We start from the raw sequence: 5,192 nt of genomic DNA on the forward strand, positions 1-5,192 counted from the left end.
GCTCTCCGCCCGCGACCTCCGCCGACTCCTGCGTGACCACGAGGTTTCGTACCGCCCCGTCGAGTTGCGCGCCTCCCTGGAGCAGGCCAAGGTTGAGCGGCGCTCGGCGCGGATCCAGGACGTCAAATGGCAGCGACCGGGTGCCGAGACGGTGTGGTTCGAGATCCACGTCAATCCATTGGTCGACGCCGAGAACGGCTTGCTCGGTGTGTCAATCGTGTTCTTTGACGTCACTGCCACCCGCGCGCTGCTGGACAAGGTCGTCCAAACCAACCGCCAGCTGGAGGCGGCGTACGAAGAGCTGCAGTCCACCAACGAAGAACACGATTGACACACCGAGCAAGCCGTTCTCGGCGTCGACCAATGGATTGACGTGGATCTCGAACCACACCGTCTCGGCACCCGGTCGCTGCCATTTGACGTCCTGGATCCGCGCCGAGCGCCGCTCAACCTTGGCCTGCTCCAGGTAGGCGCGCAACTCGACCGGGCGGTACGAAACCTCGAGGTCACGCAGCAGTCGGCCGATGTCGCGGGCGGAGAGCCCGAAGATGCTCTCCGCCTGCTGATTAATCATCGCGACGGTATCCTCGCCGGTGACCACTATCTGGGCCACCGGGCTGGCACGGAATGCCAAGTCGCGCACGGTCGTCAACCCCGCTAGATCTATGTTGCGCTCGTAGTACGCCGCATTGGGGTCGAAGCGATCGACGCCGCCGTGGGTTCCGGCCGCCTTGCGGAAAATGCGATGTTTCAGGTTCAGCGGGGCGAACCGGTCGCCGTGACTCAACAGCATCTCGGCGTGTCCCAGGAACAGCGTGCCATGCGGCGCAAGGGCGAAATGCAGTCGCCCCAACACGTTTCGTTGCGTCTCCGCGTTGAGGTACATCAGGCTGTTGCGGCACACCAGCAGATCGACGCGCGAGATCGGCGCGTCCTTGACCAGGTCGTTGCGCCCGAAGATCACCGCGCGGCGCAGGTCCTTATGAAATACGTAGCGGCCGTTGACCTGTTCGAAGTAGCGCCCCAACAGATCTGCGGGTACGGATTCGACCGCCTTGGCATCGTAGGAGGCGATGCGCGCCTCGCTGAGTGCCTCCTCGTCGACGTCGGTGGCGTAGATCTTGACCCGCTGCCGGAAACCCTCGGGTCCCAGCGCCTCGGCGAGCAGCATGGCCAGCGTGTAGGCCTCCTGGCCCGAGGCGCAGCCCGCACTCCACACCCGGAGCGGATCGTCAGGGCCGCGCTCGGCCAGCAGTCGCGGAATGACCTCGGTACTGACGAACTCCCAGGCATCCGGGTCGCGGAAGAACGAGGTGACGTTGATCAGGATCGTGTTGAAGAGCGCTGTGAATTCGTCCGAGCTGGCTTGCAGAAAGTCGAGGTACTCGTCGAACGCGGTGTAGCCGGCCTGATCCATCCGATGCCGGACGCGGCGCATCAGCGAGGTGCGCTTGTAACCGGTGAAGTCGAAACCACGCGAATCCCGCATATAACGCAACAGGGCCTCGAACGCCTCGTCTGTCGTGGATTCCATCCAAGTCCCGTCGATCAAGGTTCACCGAAGGACCCGAACATTACTCCGCGTCAGAACTGGTTTTCTCGACCAATCACTGCCCAAACCGTCTTGCCCGACGACGTCGGGGTCGCGCCCCACACGCGGCACAGCGCGGCGACGATCGCCAGCCCGGACACGACATCAGCCCCCAGCTCTGCATCTTCGTGTCGCCCAGGCAAGTGGGAGCTGTTGTCCTCGACGGCGATGGTGACACTGTCTTGATAGCTCTCGACGATCAACACCGGTGCGTTCTCGGTGTGGTCGAGAACGTTTTCGATGAAGACGGTCGCCAACGTGGCCGCGACCGGGATCACGTCACTGATGTCCCATTGGTGGAGCCATTCGGCGATCACACTGCGCGCAATCTCGAGGCTGCTGATGTTTCGGGCAAGGCTGGTGCGTGCGCGGCGTCGGACCTGGAGGGTCTTGCCCTGCAGGGAGTCCACTGCGAGCTCCCGGGTGGCATGTACCGGCACGTAGCGGGTGACGCCTGCCGCCCTGATCGCCCGGCGCACCCGCGGCTCGGCGCACACCAGCAGGATCGGGACGTTGGGCCAGATGCTGACGTGCCAGCGAGCGCTGGTGAACACCGTCCAGGCCGACGCCGACGGCGCACACACACGATTGACGTCGACGATCACCGCGCGGGGCTCGTCGATCGCGGCCTTGATGACGGTGTCGCGCACGGTTCGATAGGTCGAGCTGTCCAGCACGCCCTCCACCATCAGGATCGGTAGGTCCTGGAAAGTCTCCAGCTCGATCCGGAGATCCGTTTGATCAGTCATCCGGCTTCATCCCGGTGCCGAGCCGTTTCTGACAGCCGCTCGCTGAGCAGGGCCAGCGCGCGTTCGGTCTCCTCCGCGATTGCCGTGTAGCGCCGGGAGAGCAGCCCGGTTTCGGTCCTGCCGGCCATGTCCCGGGCCAGCCTGGCCTTTTCCTGCAGACTGCGCACCGCTACCCACATCGCCCCTTCGATCTCGGTGTCTCGCGCGCCAAGCAGCGCCTCGGCCGTCCAGGCATGCCCGACTTGGCACCGAAAATTGCCCTCGCTGATGGACACCAGCGAGCCGTTGCAGTCGGGGCAGGTGTAGCCAGACGGGACCCCCAGTTTTTCGGTGTCGAAGTCTGTCGCGAACCGCGACATCATGGCGATCTTGTTCTCGAGTTCAATCGCAGAGTCGCGCTCCATATCGGAATCCTCTATTTCTCTGTGCGACAGCTCTTTGAGGACCGCGCCGATGTCGGCGGCCGCGGCCTGCCGATCCACCACGCCGGCCTCCGCGGCGTTGGTCGGCATCGCCGGGAACATAGCGTCCTCGGGTAATTGACCAATGGTGACGCCGCCACGCGAGCGGATCGCTCCCAATCCGAGCACACCATCGTCGAGCACGCCGGAAAGCAACACAGCGATCGCGCGGGTGCCGAACGCCAGAGCCACCGACCGAAACAACGCGTTGATCGCGGGCCGGTGCCCGTTTTCGGTGGGTCCTTGTGACAGCAACACCCGATGGTCGGCGACCAGCAGATGGCGGTCCGGAACGCCGACATAGATGTGGCCGGGCTCGAGGGTCGCCCCGTTCTCGGGGGCGGTGGCGGGCAGGGGGCCACTGCGATCGACGATGCGGGCCAGGATGCTGGGCGCCCCGGCGGGCACGTGCAGCACCATCAGGTAGGCGTAGGGCACGTCCGGCGTTAACCCGGCGGCGACGTTCGACAGCGCTTCGACACCGCCTGCCGACGCACCGATTGCTACCACACCTTGGAGGGCGCCGACTTCAGCCGTCTGAATCACCACTTTCGACTACCCCCATAGATGGTAGGCAACCCTCCTCGCGGTGGATACGGCGCGTTTTTGTCGTCACACCGGATACCTGACGACGCAACAGGGTGTCCGTGTCGACCACACCGACGATTCGCTGACGGTCGGTGAACGGGGACCGACACTGCTGGAGGACTTTCACGCCCGGGAGAAGATCACCCACTTCGACCACGAACGCATTCCGGAGCGCGTGGTGCACGCACGCGAGGCAGGTGCGTACGGCTATTTCGAGCCGTATGACGACTGGCCGGCGGACTACACCGCGGCGAAATTCCTGACCACTCCCGGTGTCCAGACTCCAGTGTTCGTCCGGTTCTCCACAGTGGCCGGTTCGCGCCGATCGGCCGACACGGTCCGCGACGTGCGCGGTTTTGCCACCAAGTTCTATACCGACCGAACAAGGCAATTACGATCTGGTGGGCAACAACTTTCCGGTGTTCTTCATTCAGGACGGCATCAAGTTCCCCGACTTGTGCACGCGGTGAAACCCGAGCCGCACAACGAGATTCCGCAGGCGCAGTCCGCGCACGACACCCTCCGGGACTTCGTGTCGCTGGAGCCCGAGACCCTGCACACCATCATGTGGCTGATGTCGGACCGGGCGTTGCCGCGCCGCCGCTCTCGCCCGGCACCGTTGCTGGGAGCGGCGCACCGACCCGGTCCCCGCCTAGGACGTGGTTTTTTCTGCGCCCGCGGCGGGCACTCGGAAAGTTAGGTGTCTCATCGTGGACAGGAGGATCGTTGATGCCGCGTTCGTCGATCAAGAATGAGAAGCTATATCAAGATTTGCGCAAGAAGGGCGACTCCAAAGAAAAGGCCGCGCGGATTTCGAACGCGGCCGCCGGACAGGGAAAGGCGAAGGTCGCCCGTAAGGGCGGCAAGTCCGGTTCTTACCAGGACTGGACCGTGACGGAACTCAAGAAGCGCGCCAAAGAACTTGGCATGTCCGGCTATTCGCGCCTGACCAAAGACAAACTGGTCGCCAAACTGCGTAATCACTAGTTGGTGAGGCCGAGACGATCGGCCAGCACCAAGAATGCAACCGCGTAGTCGTTGTCCGCGGTCAGCGTTCGGATCGCCTCCCAGTCCAGCCGTTCGCGCACCGCGCGCACCGCCGGGAGCAACTTGGCGAAGTCGCAGTGGTGCTCGTGCAGCGCTCGTAGCTGCTGGACGAGCACCAAGGTGGGTGGCAACACTGGCATGCTGATGGCGAGCACCTCGTGCTGTTCGGCGCAGTCCAGCGTGCCCGCATCGACCGGCACCCCGTTGATCCGGTGCAGGACGTCGACCAGCGTGTCGGCATTTCGGGCCTTGAACAGCCAGTCCTCCGGCGGCCGCTCGATGACGAACCCGGCGTCGGCCAAGGTCGTCACGGCCGCTTCCACATCGGACTCCGCTACCACCAGGTCGACGTCGTGACTGGGTTCCGGTGCCCCGTAAGCCCATAACGCGTAGCTGCCTGCCAACGCGAAACGTGGGCCGTTCTCCTTGAGAGCCGATGCCGCGCCACGCAGCGCGTCTCGCAAGGGCGTGGCGCACGCGGGTACGTCGGGGTGGGCTCCGGCAGCTGCCATGGTGCATTAGGTCATACCCGGCCTGTCGCGGGAGCAACCTGGCATGCCGGCCACGGTCGTTTAACTTGTGGCGAACTGGGAAATCTCGGGGTTATGTCAACCGCCGTGTCATGCGCCTTTGACGCTGCCGCTGTTGTGATCCCCGCTCACAACGAGCGGGAAAAGTTGCCGGCATGCCTGCGCACGGTGCTTACCGCCGCGCTGTGCGCGCCGATTCCGGTCACGATCGTGGTGGTGCTGGACG

General features: G+C 64.3%; 4 protein-coding genes and 3 pseudogenes. 3 read left to right on the forward strand and 4 right to left on the reverse strand.

The annotated features are described in order from the left end of the window. Positions 1 to 322: pseudogene (locus A5652_RS26360) on the forward strand (PAS domain-containing protein); the annotation flags it as partial. Here the strand turns inward: A5652_RS26360 and A5652_RS02945 are convergent. The 3 genes and pseudogenes from A5652_RS02945 to A5652_RS02955 form a co-directional block, all read right to left on the reverse strand. Beyond that, positions 317 to 1,534: pseudogene (locus A5652_RS02945) on the reverse strand (CheR family methyltransferase); the annotation flags it as partial. The pseudogenes A5652_RS26360 and A5652_RS02945 overlap by 6 nt on opposite strands. A 50-nt stretch (positions 1,535 to 1,584) precedes the next feature. After that, positions 1,585 to 2,340 (reverse strand): STAS domain-containing protein, encoded by a 756-nt coding sequence (locus A5652_RS02950; RefSeq protein WP_067346467.1) that lies wholly within the window; start codon positions 2,338 to 2,340, stop codon positions 1,585 to 1,587. Further along, the gene (locus A5652_RS02955; protein WP_067346469.1) at positions 2,337 to 3,350 is read right to left on the reverse strand and encodes a chemotaxis protein CheB; all 1,014 of its coding nucleotides are present in this window, start codon (positions 3,348 to 3,350) and stop codon (positions 2,337 to 2,339) included. The genes A5652_RS02950 and A5652_RS02955 overlap by 4 nt, the downstream gene beginning before the upstream one ends. Before the next feature lie 40 nt (positions 3,351 to 3,390). Here A5652_RS02955 and A5652_RS02960 point away from each other — a divergent pair. Both A5652_RS02960 and A5652_RS02965 read left to right on the forward strand, forming a co-directional pair. Next, positions 3,391 to 3,987 (forward strand): annotated as a pseudogene (locus A5652_RS02960) (catalase); the annotation flags it as partial. A 131-nt stretch (positions 3,988 to 4,118) separates the two neighbouring features. Further along, positions 4,119 to 4,376: a Rho termination factor gene (locus A5652_RS02965; protein ID WP_067346471.1), complete on the forward strand. Its 258-nt coding sequence runs from the start codon at positions 4,119 to 4,121 to the stop codon at positions 4,374 to 4,376. On the opposite strand, the gene A5652_RS02970 is transcribed toward A5652_RS02965, so the two are convergent. After that, on the reverse strand, positions 4,373 to 4,948 hold the full coding sequence (locus A5652_RS02970; RefSeq protein ID WP_067346472.1) for a hypothetical protein: 576 nt from the start codon (positions 4,946 to 4,948) through the stop codon (positions 4,373 to 4,375). The two genes, A5652_RS02965 and A5652_RS02970, sit on opposite strands and share 4 nt — an antisense overlap. Positions 4,949 to 5,192 lie beyond the last annotated feature (244 nt).

Origin of the sequence: Mycobacterium sp. 1165178.9, from assembly GCF_001673555.1 — a bacterium.
In the GTDB taxonomy this organism is placed as follows: Bacteria; Actinomycetota; Actinomycetes; order Mycobacteriales; family Mycobacteriaceae; genus Mycobacterium.